The sequence below is a fragment of the Sorangium sp. So ce117 genome (assembly GCF_051524395.1).
Classification (GTDB): domain Bacteria; phylum Myxococcota_A; class Polyangia; order Polyangiales; family Polyangiaceae; genus Sorangium; species Sorangium cellulosum_B.
On the sequence record NZ_CP150309.1, the window covers coordinates 394,332 to 411,188 of the forward strand.

Here is a 16,857-nt window from a genome sequence, read left to right on the forward strand (position 1 = left end):
TCGGACAGGTCAGCGCGGCTGCAGGTCACCTCGCCCAGAGGACCGAGAGATCGAGCTCGATGGCGTGGAAGGGCTCGGCGCGGACGCGGGCGGCGTCGCGGTGGACGACGGCGGGCCCCCAGCCGCGATCCGCGCCGAGCACGTAGACCTCCAGCGTCCGGGCGATCGGGTCGACCAGCCACGCGTGCCGCACGCCCTCGCGTGCGTAGATCGGCATCTTGTCGTCGCGGTCGACGCCCTCCGTCGAAGGGGAAAGCACCTCGCAGATCCAGTCCGGGGCGAGCGCGAAGTACGCCGTGTCGGGCATCTCGGGCATGCGTTCGCGGCGCCAGCCAGCGAGATCGGGCACGAGCGCGTCGAGCTCGCCCGGCGCGCCCGGGTCGGGGAAGCGCAGCTCGATCGCGTCGATGATGTGCCAGCCGCCGGGCCCTCCATCGCCCAGGTCGAACGGTCCGCCCAGCTTGATGCCTAGCGTGGACGACGCCCGTGCATGTCGCGGTGCCAGCCGGGGGAACACGTGCAGGGTGCCGCTGATGAGCTCTGCCATCTGGTGCGACGGAACGGCTTCGAGGTCGGCGTACATGGCGCGGCGCTGCTTCTCGGCAACTTGGCCCATAGGGGCCAGGTCTGCCCGGGGGCGCACAGCGGAGCAAGGCGGTAAGGCGCAGGGGCGGGTCGGCGCGCCGGCCGGCTCGCTCATTGCGCCACGAGGTCTCCTGTCGAGCGCGGCGCCACCTCGTAGGTCGTCTCGTATTGCGCGGCGAGGCCGGTCACCGTGATGTCCTGATCGACCTTGAGCGACTCGGTGTCGATGACAGGTTGGCCGTCCACGATATGCACGAAGACCTGGATCTCGCCCGAGCCGTCGTCGATGTACACCTTGAAGCCGTAGGGCTGGTCGTCCTCCACCGCCTTGGTCACGCGTCCGCCCACGCGCACCAGCAGGCCCTCGACGGGCTCTCCGACCTCTCCGGTCGTGACGTCCTTCGGTCCGACGGAGCGGGCCTCGCCGAGCGTCGTGACCGAGGCTGCCTTGGCGTTGAGCACCGTCTGCTGGGCCGTCTGTCCGAGCGTCCCCGTGACACGCACCCGGGTGTCGAGGTTGAGATCGAGCGCGTCGGGCAGGCTCACGTAGATGCCCCCGGTGTCGTCCTGCAGCGCGAAGCCCTGCTCGCCGGTCGCCGAATTGAATGTGCCAGGCGCGACGGTCACGACACCGTCGACCGTCGCCGTGGAGCCCTCGGCCAGGCCGCGGGCTTCGGAGATGGAGACGGCGACCTCCTCGTCCGGAGCAGGCGACTCTTCGCCAGAGCCGCAGGCCGTCGTCGCGAGGACGCAGGTGGTGATGGCGATCGAGACGATGCTGCGAGTCGAGGCGATCTTGCGCATTCCCCGTCCCTAGCCGTGCTGTCGCCCAGGGACAAGACATGGCCACGGAGCGCTCGATGTCGCCCCTTGGCGCCTGCCGCCGTCGATTCCGTGACGACCCCGAGAATCCCCCGCAATTCTAAGCATGAGCCCTCTCTCTCCCGTCCCGCCCCCTCCCGCCGACCTCGTCCAGCACAGCACCTGGACGTCCATGCACGCGACCGCCGTTCACGTGCTCCCGGGGATGCTCCGCTACCTCGGCGTGGCCGAGGACGACATCGACGACCTCTCCCAGGAGGTCCTCCTGGGCGCGTACACCAGCCTTCCCCGGTACAACCCCGCCTATCCCGCCTCGGCGCCCGGCTCTGCCTCGCTGCCGCCAGTCGCCTCGCCGCTTCTCCACGACTTCGTGTCCGCCGTGCCAGGCGCCGCCGCGGACATCGCCCCGGAGCAGCAGGAGCAGGACGACCCCGCGTCGCTCCCGCTGCCGACGCCGCGCAATCCCCCTCGGCCGTCGCGCCCGCACGGCCTCGGCCCGCGCTGGCGAGCCGAGTCCAGCTGGCTCTTCGGGATCGCGTGGCGAAAGGTCCGGCGCCATCTGGAGCGCAACTACCGGCGCCTCGAGGTGCCGGTGGGCCTTGCGGACGAGGCGTACTTCGAGCGCGCCGACGTCGCGCCGAGCAGCGAGCAGCGCATCGCCACGAACCAGCGGATCGCGATCGCGACCCGCCTGCTGGCGACGATCGCGCCCGAACGGCGCGCCATCCTGATCATGGCCGACATGGTCGAGATCCCGTTGCGCGAGATCGCGCGGTCCCTCGAGCTCAACGAGAACACCGCTTCAAGTCGGCTGCGCCTCGCGCGTGAAGACTACCGCGCCGCCGTGAAGCGCCTGCGCCCCGAGGAGCAGCGCGCGCTCCGGTCCGGCCTGCTCATGCTCCCGCTCTTCTCCTTTGCCTCCTCGCGCTCCGCCGCCGCGTCGCCGGCCGTCCACGCCGGCGCCTCCGCCATCGTCGGGACGAGCGCGCCCGCGACCCGTCCCGAGCTATCGAGCGAGCTTGGCCCCCAGGAACTCGCGGATCGACCCGGGCGCGCCGCTCGCCTCGGGCGCCTGCTCGCCCGGTTCGTCCGCCCGGCGCTCGCCCGGTTCATCCTCCCGGCGCTGGCGTGGGCGACGGCAGGCGTCGGCGGCGCCGCGCTGTTTGCCGCGCTCGCGCCAGAGCCGGCCCTCTGGGCCAACCGCCTGGGCCCGATCGCGACACCGCTCCTCCTCTCGCGTGCCGTCGGCCTCGATGCGCGGCCGGAGACGGGGCCCGGTGGAAGGCCGCGATCCGAGGCGCTGCGATCCGATGCGATCTCGGACAAGGAAGCTCCAGCCTCTCGCGCGCCCACGCCGGCACGTGTCTTCCGCCAGCGCAAACCCGCCGCGCCGGAGCAGCACGCTCCCTCCGACCAGGATGGAGAGCTGCTCGCCGACGAGCTGCAGCTGCTCGACGCCGCCAGGCAGGCGCTGCTGCAAGGCGATAGAGCGACCGCGCTGGAGCGCATCGCCGCCCACGAGCGGCGGTTCCCCGAGGGGCGGCTCAAACTGACGCGCGAGCGGCTGCGATCGAAGGCCGCGGGGGCGCAGACAGCGCCGGCCGGCAGCGCGGCGGGGCGGACGCTTCCATGACCGCGCGGACGAGGCCGATGCGCGGGAGATCGCACGACGAGGGCGCGCGCAGGAAGCGGGCAGCACGCGCAGCGCTCGCCTCGACGGCCGCGGCCGCGATCTCGGCCGCCGGGGTCGCACCGGTCCGGGCCGAGCCCACGGCCACGCCGCTCCGGGTGCGGCTCGAGTTCATCCGTGGGCCAGGCGCCGAGGAGTGCCCGGACGAGCAGCTCCTGCGCGCGGAGACGGTTCGGGCGATGGGCGGGGTCGACCCCTATGACGCGGAGGCTGCGTTCACGATGACGGCGTCCATCGAGCGCCGGCGCGGCAAGCTCGCCGCCTCGATGTTCCTCCGCGACGGCGACGGTCACGGACGCTGGTTCGACGGGTTCAGCGCCCACGATGACTGCAAGGTGCTCGTCACCGCCATGGCCCTGTCCATCGCCGTGCTGCTCGACGACGCCGCCGAGCTCCCCGCACCACCTGGGGCGCCAGCGAAGCCCGCTTCGCCGCCCGCGCCGCCATCTCCCCCGCGCACGGCGCCACACGTGCGCGCGCCGCCCCGGAGCCGCGCGTCACCGGTCGTGGGGGAGCGCTTCTCCTGGGTGGCCGGCCTCGGCGCTGTGGCGGGCCTCGGGATGACACCCGGCGTCGCCGGTGGGCCAGCGCTGTCCTTCGGGGCACGCTGGCCGGCGTGGTCGGTCGCGCTGGAGGTCCGCGGGCTCGCCTCGCTGTCGGGAAACGTCGAAGCCGTCGGCATGTCGGTCTCCACTCTCACGACAGATGTCGTCTTCTGTCTCGAGCGCCGCAGCCTGTTCGCGTGCGGCCTAGCCGAGTTCGGCATACTCCAAGCGGCTCCCACCGTTCCGTTAAACGCGACATCACGGCTGAATCTCCACGCCGGATTCGGTGCACGGGCGGGTATGGAGTGGCCTCTGTCAGAAAATTTATCGACCCGAGCACACGCGGATGTCGTTCATCCTGTGGCCGGAGCCGCCATCCTTCGCCACCCGGGCGCTCCTGAGCCCGAGCGCCCTGTCTGGAGCGCGCCTGCTCTCGCCGTGGCACTCGGCATCGGTCTACAAGCGAGCTTCTGAGGGCGATTCGAGAGTGAGCGCGGCAAAACGCTTCGGCAGGTTGGCACGGAAGAGAAATGCCTCTCGCTTCATGGAATGGTGTTCATGAAAGTCGTCGTACGTCATTCGCCTTGCGCTGAAGAACGGCGCTCAAGTAATGTTTCAGCTATGCGCACGGCACGATTTGTCCTTCCAGGGCTGCTGTTCATCGCTGGCTGCGAGCAGGAGCCCATCATCATCACGGGGCCCTGTACACCCGAAGAGATCAGACTGGGTTATTGCTCGGGGGTTGGCGCCGGCGGTGAGGGCGGCGCCGGCGGTGAGGCCAGCGCCGGCGGTCAGGGCGGCGCCGGCGGCGACATGCACAGCTCGCTGTGCTCCGGCCAGTGCACCCCACCTGCGCCGCTCGGCTGGTTCGGCCCGGCGCTGCTCTGGTTCGGCCCACCCGAAGCTGTCCCCGACTGCCCCGCCGACGCGCCGACGCTCGGCTACGAAGGCTTCGCCGATCTCCAGCAGCCGCCGATGGACTGCGCGATCTGCGCGTGCGATCCGCCCGAGGCCTCGTGCGCGCTCCCTACCGGCTGGGCCGCATCCTCGTCCGCCTCGTGCCCCGGCGATGAGCCAGGCACCGTAATGACCTCCTTCGCCGCGCCCGACGGCTGGGACGGCGCGTGCACCGCGGCGAACCCGATCCCCGAAGATCAGCCCTGCGACGGCGAGCCCTGCGTGCAGTCGCTCACGATCGCTGCGCCCTCGGTCACGACCGGCGCGTGCACGCCGCGCATTGACGCCCCGCCGCCTGTCCCCAGGCTCGATCCGTGGGCGACGCGGGCCAGGGCGTGCCTCGCCGGCGCGTACACCGCATGCGATGACGCGACGACATGCGTGCCAGCGGCGCCGTCGGGCTTCCTGACCTGCGTCTACCACGAGGGCGACGACGCCAGCTGTCCGGAGGGGTACGCCGTCAAGCACGTCTTCTTCGAGGACGTGATCGACGGCCGCGAGTGCACCCCCTGCGGCTGCGGCGATCCGACCGGCGCCTCATGCACCCTCATGGCATCCGTGTTCCGCGACGCCGCCTGCACCGACCTGCTCGCGTCGAACCTCGTCAGCTCCAAGCGTCCCGTTCTGCGTCGTGACGCCTCCCGGCGCAGGCCTGGGGAGCAAGTCGGCCGTGATCGCGGATGTCGAGCCGGGCGCATGCCCGTCGCACGGTGGCGAGCCCGTGGGCGAGCTCCTGGCGAGCGCGCCCTCCACCTTCTGCTGCATGTCATGACTGGCTTCCTCCTGGAAGCCCTCTCGCAAGAGCGCACTGCACCGCCGCCCTCGCCGCCTCGTCAGCGCCTCGCCCCCGCCGCCCACTGCGGCAGCCGCGCCGTGAACGTCGTCCCTCGCTCCGCATTGAAAGGCCATGAATTACAACTTCGGACACCACTGCAAGTGTGGCTCTGTTGAGCATGGCGAACATCGTTGAATTTGGCGGGGCTACTCATGTTGCTCTCGATGGGCTCACCACCGAGCGGCTGTTGCAGGTTGGTGCGACCCATGTCGTGTGCGCGTCCGACCTTCTTGTCATCGGTCCGAGCCGTCGGGACGCTCTGGAACATGAGCGGGCGCGTCGTGCGTGGTGGAATTCGACCGAAGAATGGGACAAGCTCTATTCGTCGGATGTCCACTGGGAGCCCCCCATCGCCTTGTGGGTATCGGCGAGCCTTCACGAGCGGGTGAACCTCTGGCGGATTTGTAGCTGGTTGCGTCATTTCGGGTTCGCGCATCACGATATCTTCATTCTCGATTTCGATCCCGTTCCACCGTCGAGAGCAGCAAACCGTGAGGTGTTGGCTCGTCCGTTTACCTGCTCCGAGTCAGTGTCCGATCATGCGGACGCGGTCCTCCTGGACCGTCTTGGTAAGGCGCGGCCCTGGCCGCCCGAACGCTATGATTGCGCCGTTCGCCTCTGGGACAGCTACGTCGACGAGAACCCCTTGTCGTTCGCAGAGAGCTGCAGGGCTGGCGTCGAAGGCTTTCCGGAGCTTGCTCCCCTGTGGGCGTTCCTCTCCTGCTTCTTTCCAAGAAGGACCGCGGAGGGAGACCTGCGCTTGAGTCGATTCGACGAGATCACTCTCTCTCGGCTGTCGACTGAGCGTGGATTTCGCGCCTACGAAACCGATCCGAGGCGTGAGAAATCCGCCGTCGTAAACGGAAGTCCTTGAAAGAAAGGCTCGGCGTGGCGACCCGTCCGGGTTGCTATGACCAAACGAAGGCACACGCCGAGCACCTCCAAGGTGCGTCGACGCGAGCTCGGGTTCAAGAGGAAAGGCGACGGACGGCACCAAGAGCGAATCCGGCGGCCAGACCCTCGCAGCATTCACGTCGAGCCCACGGAGAAGAACCTGACGGGCGTCGCAGGGCTCGCCCCGTTCGGCGCCTTCATCCGCGAGCTCGGCATCGACGCGGCCCTGAGCCGCTGGTTCTCCCGGCTGAAGACCGGCCGCACGGTCATCTACCCGATGGCTGCGCAGATGCGCCTGCTGATGGACAGCGCGCTCGCCGGCGAGGAGCGCGTCTTCGGCATCGAGGCGCTCGCCGTCGATCCGCTCTTCGTGCGTCTCGCCGGCGGCGTCGTCCCGAGCATCGACACCGTCTACCGGGACCTGTGCCGGTTCGATGAGGAGGCGCTCGAAGCGCTGCACAGCATGGTCGTCGACCACGGGCTCGCCCTCGTTGCTCGCCGAAAGCACCGTTTCGTGCACATCGACGTCGACACGACCGTGGAGCCGCTCTTCGGGATGCAAGAGGGGGCACTTCCGGGCCCGAACCCACGCTACCGTGGCCGGCCGAGCTATCATCCGATCCTGGCGCGCATCGCCGAGGTCGAGGCCATTGTCGGGGCCAAGCTGCGACCGGGCGACACGAGCTTCGGCGAAGCCGATGTGCCCTTCGTCGAGGAGTGCATCGACCGGGCGCGCGCCGCAGCGCCGAGCGCGGCCATCTACGTGCGGATCGACGGCGCGGGGGATTGCAGCGCCTTGATGCACGCCGTCGCCACGAAGGAATGCTTTTTCCTGACCAAGGCGCGGATGAGCCCTGATCTGGTCGGCAGGGTCGCGTACGCCACCGGATGGCGTACCATCGACCGGGATGCCGACGGTCGTCCTCGACGGCAGGTGACCGAGGTCCCCTTCCGGCGCAGCGGTTGGCCGAATGGAGTCCGCGTGATCGCCGTACGCACACGCGATCGGGAGAACGGCAAGCAGATCTACCTCTGGGAGGGCCTCGACTACACGGTGCAGGTCTTCTTGACCAACGAGCCGGTCGAAGCGCCGGAAGACGTCGCGGCGCGGTATGACCTGCGCGCGGGCATCGAGCCACTCATCGGCGATCTCAAGCACGGATGGGGATGCGGTCGCGTGCCGAGCCATAGCTTCAACGCCAATCATGCCGCGCTGCTGCTGAAGTTGCTGACCGCCAACCTGATGCGCCGGTATGTCCTCGACCATGTTCCGCACCTCGCGACCTGGCGAACGCCGTGGTTGCGGCGCGCGCTGATCCTCGTCCCTGGAAGGTTGGCCCGCTCGAGTCGGTGCACGAAGCTGCACGTGCCGGAGCGCTCGCAGCTCGCTCGCCGGCTCAATTGAGCCCAGAACCAGCCGAAATCATGGTGGGGGGTAAGGGGGGCGTGTGCCTTTGCGCCGCGCTGAGCGCACCCGATTGTAATCGACGTCGCATTCGTCGGCGGAACGCCACTCGCGCGTCGCCGTCGGCCCACTCGTGCCCCGTAGGCGCGAAATCCACGCTGAGTGGCTGACTCCGGCGGGCGTGGCCGCGCAGAAGTCGGAGACGCTGGTAGACATGTGGCATCTCCTTTTCTGTACAGGCGATCTGTTCCTGCCACGCCGGCTGGAGCACTGGGCAGACCACGATTCGAGCGCGGCCGTGGATCGCGCGCCTGGTCCAAAGCCGCCCAATGCTGGCTACCCCATGCTCTCGGAGGTGTATCGCCTCACCGAACGTGGGATGCGGCTGCGGGACAAGGGACTCGACAAGCTCACGGATGCGCCAAGCCTGCCCATCGCCGGGACCGAGGCGTACTCGGCTTCCGCCCCCTGGGGGCTGCTCGACGACGGACGGCTCGCTCGGCTGTAAGAGCAAACGTAATCCGTTCGGCGGCATCACTGTGGCCGCCTCACGCCACGCCATCCTATGCGTGCCTCGCCCCCACCCCTCAGCCCCTCGCCGCCGCTCCCCTCCGCGGCAGCCGCGCCGTGAACGTCGTCCCTCGCTCCGCCTGGCTCGCCACCTCGATCACCCCGCCGTGCGCCCGCGCGATCTGGTGCGCGATGAACAGCCCGAGCCCGAGCCCCCGCCCCGCGCTCGCTCGCCCCTCCGCGGGCGACGCCTGCTGCCAGGGCTCGAACAGCGTCGCCAGCCGCTCCGGCGCGATCTCCGGGCCCTTGTTGTGCACCTCGATCAGCACGTCGCCCCCGCGCGGCCGGATCGCCACCCGCACGGCGCTCCCGGGCTCGGCGTGGTCGACCGCGTTCTGCACGAGGTTCGTCACCATCTGGGCGATGCGCTCGGGATCCCACAGCCCCGCGCCGCTCCCCCGCAGATCGAGCCGTATCGGCACCTCCGCGCGCGTCGCCCGGAGCTCGTCGATCGCCCCCTTGCAGAGGACATGGAGGTTCCCCGGCCTCCGCGCGATCGGGATGCTGTCGCCGAAGCAGCTCCGGGTCAGGTCGAGCAGGTCGTCGATCGTCCGCGCCATGCGGCGCGCGCTCGCCGCGATCCCCTCGACGCTCGTCGCCTGGCGCGGCGTCAGGTTGCCGTGGCGCACCAGCGTGCTCGACGCCAGCGTGACCGCCGTGAGCGGTGTGCGCAGGTAATGGCTGAGCGCGGCCAGGAATCGATCGCGAAACGCGAGATCGTCCAGCCGCGCAGCCTCCGCCCGCTTGCGATCGGAGATGTCGATCGCCGTGCCGATCATCCGGACGCTGCGCCCGGTCGCGTCGAAGAAGGTGCGCCCCTGCACGCAGACCCAGCGCTCGATCCCATCGCGGATCCCCACGAGGCGGTACTCGATGCTGTACTCGCCGCCGCTCTCCGGGGCCTGCGAGCGCAGCACGGCCTCCTGCACGCGCGCGCGATCGTCCGGGTGGATCGCCGAAAGGAAGAGCTCGTAATCGACGTCCGACGCCGGCTCCAGCCCGCACACCTCCCGGCAGCGGTCGTCCCAGCGCAGCTTGCCGGTCACCGTGTCGTAATCCCAGACGCCGACGCCGCCGGCCTGCGTCGCGAGCCGCAGGCGCGCGCCGCTGTCCTCGAGCGCTGCGCGCGTCGCCCGCTCGATCTCGAGCGCGCTCGTCCACATGCTCGCGTCCACCACCGCGTGGAGGACCTGCGCTTCCCCCGCCCCGAGCGCGATGCCCTGGGCGACGCACTCCTCGAGCAACGCAGCCCGGAGGTGCGATAGCTCCCGCAGCGCCGCCTCGATGCAGCGGCCCCGCGTGACGCAGCGGCGCGCGTGGTCCTCGACCCGCTCGTAAGCGCCGCGCAGCGCCGCTTCCTCGCCGGCGAGCCGGCTCGCCGCGAGCGCCTCGATGAGGTGCTCGAGCAGCGCCGGCGCCGCGTCGACGAGCACCGGGCGCTCGCCCCGCCGCGGCGTCGGCGCCCTGGGGTCGTCGAGCACCCGGCGCGTCCAGCGATCGAGCACGTCGCGCTTGCAGCTGCGGAGCCGGGAGGCAGCGGAGGTCTTTGCTAGCGGGCCGGCGTCATCCATCGCTACAAAGCGAGCGCCCGCCGGCGCGGATGTCACGTGAGGACACCCCCTGATTGGCGCGTAAGTGACCGTCACCGGGCGCGACGTCTCCGCCCTCGGCCACCGGGCCCGACGCCTCCGCCCTCGGCCCGCTGGCTCTTCAGTCCCCGGCCGATCGGCGTCTGCTGCGCCCCGGCGCTAGAAAGCGCCCAGCACCCCGACCCCGCCGCCCTCCGGGCCGATGAGCGGCACGATGCGCGCGTGCACCCGCGCTGGCGAGCCCTGCCGTGCCCCCGCGGCGCTCGCGCCCTCCGCCCTCGATGGGCCCGAGGTCAGCACGAGGACCGCCCCCGCGGCGAGCGCTGCGACGCCCACGCCGACGCCGATCGTGGACACGAGCGCCTTGGTCTCCGCCGCGTTGATCTCTTTGCGACCTTCCGGCGTACACAGCTTCTCCGGACAGAGCGCTTCGTCCTTTTCCGCGTCGCTCGCTTGCCCCGCGGCGAGGATGCCGAACACCGCGCCGACGCCGAGCACCGCCGCGCCGGCGCCCCCGATCACGAAGCCCGCGGTCTGCAGGCCGCGTCCGCCGCTGCGGCCGCCGGCGGTGCCGCCGGCCGGCGGCGCCTCGGGCCCGGCAGGCTTGCTCGTGGGCGCCACCGGCAGGAGCTTCGGGATGGCGATCGTCTTCAGATCGGCGCTCTCGCCGACCTGGACGGTCGTCGACCAGACCGTGTAGCCGCTCGCCGTCGCCTCGACCTCGTGCGCCCCGGGATCGATCGGGATCGGCGTGCCGAGCGCGGCCGCGGGGATGTCGCCGCCGTCGACGCGCACCAGCAGGCCGGGCGTGTTCTCCGCGTTGAGCTGGATCTTCGAGAGCCTCGGCTCCAGGGCGTCGATGTGCTCCTGCGCGAACGCCTCCCGCGCGGCGTTGCCCTCCTTCTTCGAGGCGAAGAGCGCCTCCTTGAACTGCCCCCACGCCGTCGCCGTCTTGCCGAGCCCCTCGTTGCACAGGGCCAGGTTGAGCAGCGTCCCCGTGCCGGGCCGCAGGCGCTGGCTCTCGGCCAGCTTGGGGCACGCTTGCGCGTACGACTTCGCCTCCATCAGGCGGCGCCCCTCCTCGAACAACGTCTGGGCGAGCGTCGGATCGCCGCCCGCGCCCTGCGCGGCGGCGCTCGAGGGCGCGAACAGGGCGGCCGAGCCGAGCACGACCGCGGCGAGGGCGAGGCGGGCGCGACGGAGCGCGCGGGGGGCATGGACTGTCGAGGGGATCATGGCTGTGGGCTCAGTGCGGATCGTTCAGGTCGATGCCCTTCGGAGGGCGCTGCGTCGTCGTGGCTTGCGACGGGCGGCCGGCCGGCGTGGTGCGCCCCGCAGGCGAGCCGCCCCGGGCGGCGGTGGGCGCCGTCCTCGGCGACGCCGCGGGGGAGCTCGCGGCGGCCGCGGCGTTCGACGCGGTGGCGCTCGCGGCCGCGGGGGCGCTCGCCGCCGCTGTGTCCGCCGTGGTCGCTGTGTCGGCTGCCGCGCCTGTCGGTCGGATCGTCGGCCCGTCCGGCGTCGTCGTCCCGGCGGCAGGCGCGGGCTGCTCGGGGGTCGGCGCCGGCGCCGGCGCGGCGGTCTCGGTCGCGCTCACGGCGACCGTCGGCGCCGCCGACGTGCTCTCCGTCCCGTCGGCGCCGCCCCGGCGGAGCATGTAGACGCTGCCGACGATGAGCCCCAGGAGGAGGGTCGCGGAGATCAGCGCGATCGCGAGGATCGCGGAAGGGGAGACCGATAGCCCGGGGATCCGGCGCCCGTCCGACGAGATCCCGAGGTGGGTCGACGAGGCGAAGGTCGCGGCGGCGCGCGAGCTCATCGGCGCGTTGTACGGACCGGGGACGATGTGCTGCTGCGGCGTGGGCGCCGGGAAGCCGTTCGGCGGGACCGGGCTCGGCCTGCCGTCCTCGGCAGGGCGAGGCCCGAAGGCGCCGTTGCCGGACGACGGAGGCTGGGAAAACGGCGAGGATGGATAGGGGTAAGGCGTCGAGGCGTGGGCGACGGGCGGCGGCGCCTGCGGGAACGGCGTCCCGTGGGGGAGCGGCGTCGGCGGGCGCGGCTGCCCGGTGTCGCGCTGCCCGGCCGCATGCGAGGTGAGCCCCGGCCACGACGGCTCGCGAGCGGCCGGCCCAGGGGGCCTCGAGTCCAGGGCGGAGAACGATGGCTGTGACGCGCGCTGGCCGCCGGGGATCGCGGCGTGGAGCGACAGGCCGCCCATGCGCGCGATCCGGGCCAGGGTCGTGTACGTGCGCGCGGGCGCGAACGGCGCGAGCGACACGATGAGCTCGGCGACCGACGCGTGCCGGAGATCGCGCTCGCGGGCGTACGCCTTCTCCAGCACGGCCGCGAGCGCGGCGGGCACGTCGGGGCGGATCTCCCGCAGCGGCGTCGGTGTGCCCGTCAGCACCTCCGCGCAGAGCTGCGGCAGCGTCTCCGCGTAGTACGGCTGCCTGCCGGCGAGCAGCTCGTAGAGCGAGACGCCGAGCGCATAGATGTCCGTCCGGTGATCCACCGAGCGCGTCTGCCGCATCTGCTCCGGCGACATGTACAGGGCCGAGCCCAGCGCCGCGTCCGTGCCCGTCAGGATGTCGACCGCGCCGGTCGCCATCTTGGAGATGCCGAAGTCGAGCACCTTGACGAGCGGCGAGCCGTCGACGCGCGTCGTCAGGAACAGGTTCGCCGGCTTGAGATCGCGGTGGACGATGCCGAGCCCGTGGGCCTCGACGATCGCCTCGCTGCCCTGCGCGATGTAATCGATCGCGTCCTCGATGCCGAGCACGCCTTGATCGCGGAGCAGGCGCGCCAGGTCGCTCCCGATCAGGAACTCCATGACCATGTAGGGAGCGCCGTTCTCGAGCGTGCCGACGTCCGAAACACGGGCGACGTGCTCGCTCTTGATCTTCATGCCGGCCTTCGCCTCGCGGAGGAAGCGGGCCGACCCCTCCGGGTGCTCGGTGAACGCGGGGAGCAGGAACTTCAGGGCGACCCGCTCGTCGAGCACGACGTGGCGGGCCTCGACGACCACACCCATGCCACCCTGGCCGATGACGCGCTCCACGCGGTACTTGCCGGCGAGCACCGTCCCCGGCTCGACCGGGGGCAGCGAGGGCTGTTTCGTCTCCGAACCCGACACAGCGGGCGATGATCACCGCTTCGCCCTCGGACGGCAAGCGCGGGCGGCGCCGGTATCGGGGCGCGGCGTGGCGAGGCGGACAGAACGGCGCCAAAGGCGCAGCAGCACGCGGTTTTTGTGCCGCCGCACGGTCGCTTCGGCACACGGCTCGCGCCGTCGCGAGGCCGCGTTGGCGTGCGGTCGCTCCGTCACTCGCTCGCCCGCCGCACGCTCGCGCCCACGCGCCGCCACGCCGTCGATCCCTGGCCGAATCGTCCTCGAAACGATCTCGCAGCGCCCTTCACGCGCGTCACGGAAGGCGAGACGGAAGGGGGCACTTCTGGTTGGATAGGGCCACCCCCGGAGACAAACCACCGTGCGCCTGCTCATCCAGCACCGGACCCGTTACAACTATCCCCGCCCCGCCTCGCTCGGCCCGCAGCTCATCCGGCTGCGGCCCGCGACGCACGCGAAGGCGAAGATCGAGTCGTACAGCCTGAAGATCGACCCGCCGATCGCGGCGCGCTGGCAGCAGGACCCGTATGGCAACCACGTCGCGCGGGTGCTCTTGCCCGCGGGCGAGCGCGTCCCTCACTTCGACGTCCTTGTCGAGCTCGCGGTCAGCGTGCGCCCCGTGAACCCGTTCGACTTCTTCATCGACGAGCGCGCGAAGGAGGTCCCGTTCGGGTATCCGGCCGAGCTCAAGCAGGACCTGGCCCCCTTCCTCGACAGCACCGACCCCTCGTTCGCCCGCGGCCCGCTGCTCGACGAGTTCCTCGCCGGGCTGCCCTCGAAGGGCGACACCGTGTCGCTCCTCGTCGCGCTGAACACCGCCGTGAACCGGCGCATCAAGTACGTCATCCGCGAGGAGGCCGGCATCTGGACGCCGGAGGAGACGCTCGCGCAAGGGCGCGGCAGCTGCCGCGACTCGGCGGTGCTGCTCATCGCGGCGCTCCGGTCGCGCGGGCTCGCCGCGCGCTTCGTGAGCGGCTACCTCGTGCAGCTCACGGACGAGGGGATGATCCCCGACCAGCCGCGCGGCGTGAGCCGCGACGTCGTCGACCTGCACGCGTGGGCCGAGGTCTACCTCCCCGGCGGAGGCTGGATCGGCCTCGACGCGACGAGCGGCCTGCTCTGCGGCGAAGGCCACATCCCGCTCGCCTGCACCGCCTCGCCCGCGCTCGCGGCGCCGGTCGAGGGCACGAGCGACACGCGCGCGACCGACGTCACCTTCGAGATGAAGGTCGGGCGGCTCGGCCACGAGCCGAGGCCCACCACGCCCTACGAGGAGCCCGTGTGGCAGGAGCTCCTGTCCGTGGCCGATCGCGCCGACGAGCGGCTCGCCGCCGCGGGCTTCTCCCTGACGATGGGCGGCGAGCCGACGTTCAACTCGCGCGAGTACCCGGACGCGCCCGAGTGGTGCGAGGGCGCGCTCGGCGCGACGAAGTGGTCGCAAGGGCTCCGGCTCGCGCACGAGCTCCGGCGCCGGATCACGCCGGGCGGCGTCCTGCTGCTCCGCGCCGGCAAGCACTACCCCGGCGAGAGCCTGCCCCGCTGGGCGCTCGAGATCATCGGCCGGCGCGACGGCGTCCCGATCTGGACCGAGATGTCCCAGGCGCGCCACGCCGATCCGGCGACCAGCGCGTCGCGCGGGCGCGGCGTCGAGCTCTCGCGGAAGTTCGCCGACGCGCTCGCGGCCCGGCTCGGGCTGGCCGACTTTTTGATGCCGGCCCTCGAGGACCCCTGGCGCCACCTCCAGGACGAGGCGAGCTTGCCCACCGACGTCGACCCGCTCAAGGCGAACCTCGACGACGCGGAGGAGCGGCGGCGCCTCGCGCGCGTCCTCGATCGCGGGCTCGGGCGCGAGGCCGGCTTCGTCCTGCCCCTCGCGCGCCAGTGGGGGTCGTGGATCAGCGAGCGCTGGGGCTTCCGGCGCGGGCACCTCTTCCTGATCCCGGGCGACAGCTCCATCGGCCTGCGCCTCCCGCTCCGCTCGCTCGTCGCGGTGGCCCCGCCGCCGCCGATCGAGGAGCTCGTGTCGCCGCAGGACCCGCGGCGCGGCGAGCCCGAGGCCGACGAGGAGGAAGAGAGACAGCGCCGCGTCCAGCTCCTGGACGGCGACGGCGACCCGGAGCACGCCGAGACGGCGCGCGCGCGCGCGGCCCAGCGGCACGCCCCCGAGGACAAGCACGCCCAGCGCGCCGCGCCCGCCGCGGGACGATCGGGCTACGGCGTGCGCACGGCGCTCTGCGTCGAGACGCGCGACGGCCTCGTCCACGTCTTCCTGCCGCCGCTCCTCTCGCCGGCCGACTTCTTCGAGCTCATCGCCGCGATCGACGCGACCCGGCAGGAGACGGGCATCGACGTGCTGCTCGAGGGGTACCCGCCCCCGTCCGGCACGAACGTGCTCCGCTTCTCGGTGACGCCGGACCCGGGCGTGCTCGAGGTGAACCTGCCGCCCTCCGACGGGGTGCGCGCGTACGCGTCGCTCCTGGAGACGGTGTTCGACGCGTCGCTCCACAGCGGCCTGCACTGCGAGAAATACCTGATCGACGGGCGCATGGCGGGGAGCGGGGGCGGCCATCACCTCACGTTCGGCGGTCCGACGCCGCTCTCGAGCCCCTTCCTGCGCCGGCCGGATCTGCTCGCCAGCCTGCTCACGTTCAACCAGCACCACCCGTCGCTCTCGTACATGTTCGCGGGCCTCTTCGTCGGCCCGACGTCGCAGGCGCCGCGCGTGGACGAGGCGCGCCACGAGAACCTCTACGAGCTGGAGATCGCGCTCTCGCGCGCGTTCGAGCGCCGGCAGAACGAGCCGGCGTGGCTCTCGGACCTCCTGTTCCGCCACCTGCTCGTGGACATGACGGGCAACACGCACCGCGCCGAGGTGAGCATCGACAAGCTGTTCGATCCGCAGACGGCGCACGGCCGGCAGGGGCTCGTCGAGCTGCGCGCCTTCGAGATGCCGCCGCACTTCCGGATGGCGGTCGCCCAGGCGCTCCTCGTCCGCACGCTGCTCGCCTCGTTCGCCGAGGAGCCGTACTCGGGCCGGCTCGTGCGCTGGGGCCAGGCGCTGCACGACCGCTTCCTCCTGCCGTACTACCTGTGGCGCGACTTCGAGGACGTGCTCGATCACCTGAAGCAGCGCGGGCTCGCCCTGCCCGCGGACGCGTACCGGCCGTTCATCGAGCTGCGCTGCCCGGTGGTGGGCACGCTGCACGCCGGCGACGTGGTGCTGGAGGTGCGCAACGCGATCGAGCCGTGGAACGTGCTCGGCGAGGAGCTGACGACGACGGGCACGTCGCGCTACGTGGACTCGTCGATGGAGCGCATCGAGGTGCGGGTGCAGGGGCTCACGCCGGAGCGCCACACGGTGCTCGTGAACGGCCATGTGCTGCCGCTCCGGCCGACGGGGACGGCGGGCGAGCACGTGGGCGGCGTGCGGTTCCGCGCCTGGGCGCCGCCGCACAGCCTGCACGCGCACCTCGGCATCCACCACCCGGTCCACATCGACATCCTGGACACGTGGGGCAAGCGCTCGATCGGCGCGTGCGCCTACCACGTGTGGCACCCCGAGGGGCGCGCCTTCGACGGCGCGCCGCTCACGCGGTTCGAGGCGTCGGCGCGGCGCGCGCAGCGGTTCACGATCGAGGGGCCGACCCCCTGGCCGGTGACCGCGAAGCAGGCGATCGCCCACGGGGACGCGCCCTACACGCTGGATCTGCGGCGCTACGCCGTGGATCGGCCGCCGCCCAAGCCGCAGAAGCCCGAGGACGAGGGGTGAGCTGCGGGGCCGCGCTGCGGTGAGACCGAGCGCGGCCGGAGGCTCACCTGGACGGAGGTCCGGGGCTCACGG

12 protein-coding genes are annotated in these 16,857 nt (G+C 71.8%); 7 read left to right on the forward strand and 5 right to left on the reverse strand.

All coding sequences use genetic code 11. The features are described 5' to 3' along the window. Positions 1 to 25: 25 nt before the first annotated feature. Positions 26 to 616: a Uma2 family endonuclease gene (locus WMF46_RS01565; protein ID WP_437983968.1), complete on the reverse strand. Its 591-nt coding sequence runs from the start codon at positions 614 to 616 to the stop codon at positions 26 to 28. 80 nt (positions 617 to 696) lie between these two features. After that, positions 697 to 1,389: a DNA-binding protein gene (locus tag WMF46_RS01570; RefSeq protein ID WP_437983969.1), complete on the reverse strand. Its 693-nt coding sequence runs from the start codon at positions 1,387 to 1,389 to the stop codon at positions 697 to 699. A gap of 124 nt (positions 1,390 to 1,513) precedes the next feature. Between WMF46_RS01570 and WMF46_RS01575 the strand changes: the two genes are divergently transcribed. From WMF46_RS01575 to WMF46_RS01600, 6 genes are all read left to right on the forward strand, one after another. Then, entirely contained in the window at positions 1,514 to 3,040 is a 1,527-nt protein-coding gene (locus WMF46_RS01575) for an RNA polymerase sigma factor (protein WP_437983970.1), read from the forward strand. Positions 3,041 to 3,057: 17 nt separating this feature from the next. After that, on the forward strand, positions 3,058 to 4,116 hold the full coding sequence (locus tag WMF46_RS01580; RefSeq protein WP_437983971.1) for a hypothetical protein: 1,059 nt from the start codon (positions 3,058 to 3,060) through the stop codon (positions 4,114 to 4,116). Between the two features lie 147 nt (positions 4,117 to 4,263). After that, a complete protein-coding gene (locus WMF46_RS01585; RefSeq protein ID WP_437983972.1) occupies positions 4,264 to 5,550 on the forward strand; it encodes a hypothetical protein in 1,287 nt (428 codons plus the stop codon). 2 nt (positions 5,551 to 5,552) lie between these two features. Next, entirely contained in the window at positions 5,553 to 6,308 is a 756-nt protein-coding gene (locus tag WMF46_RS01590; RefSeq protein WP_437983973.1) for a hypothetical protein, read from the forward strand. Positions 6,309 to 6,344: 36 nt separating this feature from the next. Next, positions 6,345 to 7,733, forward strand: coding sequence for an IS1380 family transposase (locus WMF46_RS01595; protein ID WP_437980858.1), 1,389 nt, complete (start codon positions 6,345 to 6,347; stop codon positions 7,731 to 7,733). A gap of 214 nt (positions 7,734 to 7,947) precedes the next feature. Then, entirely contained in the window at positions 7,948 to 8,241 is a 294-nt protein-coding gene (locus WMF46_RS01600) for a hypothetical protein (protein ID WP_437983974.1), read from the forward strand. Between the two features lie 79 nt (positions 8,242 to 8,320). Here the strand turns inward: WMF46_RS01600 and WMF46_RS01605 are convergent, their stop codons facing one another. From WMF46_RS01605 to WMF46_RS01615, 3 genes are all read right to left on the reverse strand, one after another. Beyond that, complete coding sequence (locus WMF46_RS01605) at positions 8,321 to 9,874, reverse strand: ATP-binding protein (RefSeq protein ID WP_437983975.1); 1,554 nt, start codon at positions 9,872 to 9,874, stop codon at positions 8,321 to 8,323. Between the two features lie 177 nt (positions 9,875 to 10,051). Beyond that, positions 10,052 to 11,128, reverse strand: coding sequence for a hypothetical protein (locus tag WMF46_RS01610; RefSeq protein ID WP_437983976.1), 1,077 nt, complete (start codon positions 11,126 to 11,128; stop codon positions 10,052 to 10,054). 10 nt (positions 11,129 to 11,138) lie between these two features. Further along, the gene (locus WMF46_RS01615) at positions 11,139 to 13,022 is read right to left on the reverse strand and encodes a serine/threonine protein kinase (protein ID WP_437983977.1); all 1,884 of its coding nucleotides are present in this window, start codon (positions 13,020 to 13,022) and stop codon (positions 11,139 to 11,141) included. A gap of 355 nt (positions 13,023 to 13,377) precedes the next feature. Here WMF46_RS01615 and WMF46_RS01620 point away from each other — a divergent pair, with 355 nt between their 5' ends. After that, the gene (locus WMF46_RS01620; RefSeq protein ID WP_437983978.1) at positions 13,378 to 16,785 is read left to right on the forward strand and encodes a DUF2126 domain-containing protein; all 3,408 of its coding nucleotides are present in this window, start codon (positions 13,378 to 13,380) and stop codon (positions 16,783 to 16,785) included. Positions 16,786 to 16,857: the final 72 nt, after the last annotated feature.

Coding starts and splice junctions, on each gene's coding strand:
- WMF46_RS01565 (WP_437983968.1), bottom strand. CDS start 616: ATGGGCCAAGTTGCCGAGAAGCAGCGCCGCGCCATGTACGCCGACCTC.
- WMF46_RS01570 (WP_437983969.1), bottom strand. CDS start 1,389: ATGCGCAAGATCGCCTCGACTCGCAGCATCGTCTCGATCGCCATCACC.
- WMF46_RS01575 (WP_437983970.1), top strand. CDS start 1,514: ATGAGCCCTCTCTCTCCCGTCCCGCCCCCTCCCGCCGACCTCGTCCAG.
- WMF46_RS01580 (WP_437983971.1), top strand. CDS start 3,058: ATGCGCGGGAGATCGCACGACGAGGGCGCGCGCAGGAAGCGGGCAGCA.
- WMF46_RS01585 (WP_437983972.1), top strand. CDS start 4,264: ATGCGCACGGCACGATTTGTCCTTCCAGGGCTGCTGTTCATCGCTGGC.
- WMF46_RS01590 (WP_437983973.1), top strand. CDS start 5,553: ATGGCGAACATCGTTGAATTTGGCGGGGCTACTCATGTTGCTCTCGAT.
- WMF46_RS01595 (WP_437980858.1), top strand. CDS start 6,345: ATGACCAAACGAAGGCACACGCCGAGCACCTCCAAGGTGCGTCGACGC.
- WMF46_RS01600 (WP_437983974.1), top strand. CDS start 7,948: ATGTGGCATCTCCTTTTCTGTACAGGCGATCTGTTCCTGCCACGCCGG.
- WMF46_RS01605 (WP_437983975.1), bottom strand. CDS start 9,874: ATGGATGACGCCGGCCCGCTAGCAAAGACCTCCGCTGCCTCCCGGCTC.
- WMF46_RS01610 (WP_437983976.1), bottom strand. CDS start 11,128: ATGATCCCCTCGACAGTCCATGCCCCCCGCGCGCTCCGTCGCGCCCGC.